The organism is Bacteroides sp. CAG:189 (genome assembly GCF_000432295.1).
In the GTDB taxonomy this organism is placed as follows: domain Bacteria; phylum Bacteroidota; class Bacteroidia; order Bacteroidales; family Bacteroidaceae; genus Bacteroides; species Bacteroides salyersiae.
Window position 1 is genome coordinate 106,380 of sequence record NZ_HF991125.1, and the last position, 1,427, is coordinate 107,806.

At 42.5% G+C, this 1,427-nt stretch carries 1 protein-coding gene, 1 tRNA gene and 1 pseudogene; all 3 read left to right on the top strand.

The window, feature by feature from the left end; translation table 11 throughout:
• Positions 1–154 precede the first annotated feature (154 nt).
• A tRNA-Ile gene (locus QVP90_RS18845) sits at positions 155–228 on the top strand.
• 262 nt (positions 229–490) lie between these two features.
• A complete protein-coding gene (locus QVP90_RS18850) occupies positions 491–1,240 on the top strand; it encodes a M15 family metallopeptidase (protein WP_021937289.1) in 750 nt (249 codons plus the stop codon).
• A pseudogene (locus QVP90_RS18855) lies at positions 1,215–1,427 on the top strand (SAM-dependent methyltransferase); the annotation flags it as partial. The gene QVP90_RS18850 and the pseudogene QVP90_RS18855, both read left to right, overlap by 26 nt.

Below are 1,427 nucleotides of genomic sequence, written 5' to 3' on the forward strand. Positions count from 1 at the left end.
AAGAGCGGGTTAAAAAAGGCTGGTTTCCCAAGAATCCCAAGCGCACCTATAAGTTTTGAAGTATTGAGAAGAATAAGAAGTTTTTTACTCTAAAAGCTTGCATATTTCGAAGAAAAGGCCTACTTTTGTCACCGCATTCAAGAAATTGAATCCCGGACTTGTAGCTCAGTTGGTTAGAGCAACAGACTCATAATCTGGAGGTCCCTGGTTCAAGCCCAGGCTGGTCCACAAAAGAAAAGGCTGTATCCCGTTGGGAGTCAGCCTTTTTCTTTTTATATCCCTTTCTGATAAAATCCGTCGTTCTTGCTGTTTTTATACACTCTTAAGACATTCGTTTCACTATTGTTTGACTGATTGAACATTGTGTCAACGTACGGACTATAAAAACATAAGATTAAGAATAGTAAATTAAAGGGATCAATGAAATAAATGGATATTTATTAGCAACATGAGAAATGTGAAGTGGATATACATAATCTTTTTCCCGTTAATGGCAGCCTGCGGTGCCGAAAAGAAACCGGTACAGGAAGAAAGCATTGTCCCCCTTCTTAAAGACCCGATAACTGCAACGAAAATTCCCTCTCCCACCATAGCCAAGAGCCGGACCGCCCTTTATCTGGATTCACTCGGATTAAAAGACGTGCAAAGCGCAGATAGCAGCATAATTGTTAAACTCATGTATGCCACCGCAGATAACTTTACCGGTCAATTACTTTACGATGATCTGAAAGAGGCTTACTTACATCCCGATGCTCTGACATCCCTCATCCGTGCACAACGACTTCTGAAAGAAAAACATCCGGAATACTCCCTGATCGTATATGATGCAGCACGACCTATGTCCGTTCAGCAGAAAATGTGGAATATAGTAAAAGGCACATCAAAAAGCATTTATGTATCCAATCCCGGCCGTGGAGGCGGATTGCATAATTACGGTTTGGCAGTAGACGTCAGTATCGTCAATGAAAATGGAGAGGCACTCCCCATGGGCACAGAAGTCGACCATTTAGGTATAGAGGCACATATCACTCATGAGGTAGAACTGGTAAAAAGCGGAAGAATCAGTAAAGAGGCCTATCAGAACCGCCTTTTATTACGGCAAGTAATGAAAGATGCCGGATTCCGGGCACTAAACAGCGAATGGTGGCACTTCAACCGTTGTAGCAGAGAAGAAGCCAAACAAAGATATAAACGAATAGAAAATATTCCAACCCATGACACTCTCCCGACAAACCCTTGACTTTATCCGCGATCATGCTCATGAGGATATACATGCATTAGCTCTACAAACCCCGAAATATCCTGATGTAGACATGCCGGCCGCTATTCTACAAATAGCGGGCAAACAAGCAGCTGCCAATAAAATTCCTTCGTGGGCAGCTATCGAAGGGATTTTATATCCTCGTCATCTTTCAATGGAACAATGC

Bases quoted from the DNA above. Each gene is read 5' to 3' on its own strand.
- QVP90_RS18850 (WP_021937289.1), top strand. From the start codon at position 491: ATGGCAGCCTGCGGTGCCGAAAAGAAACCGGTACAGGAAGAAAGCATT.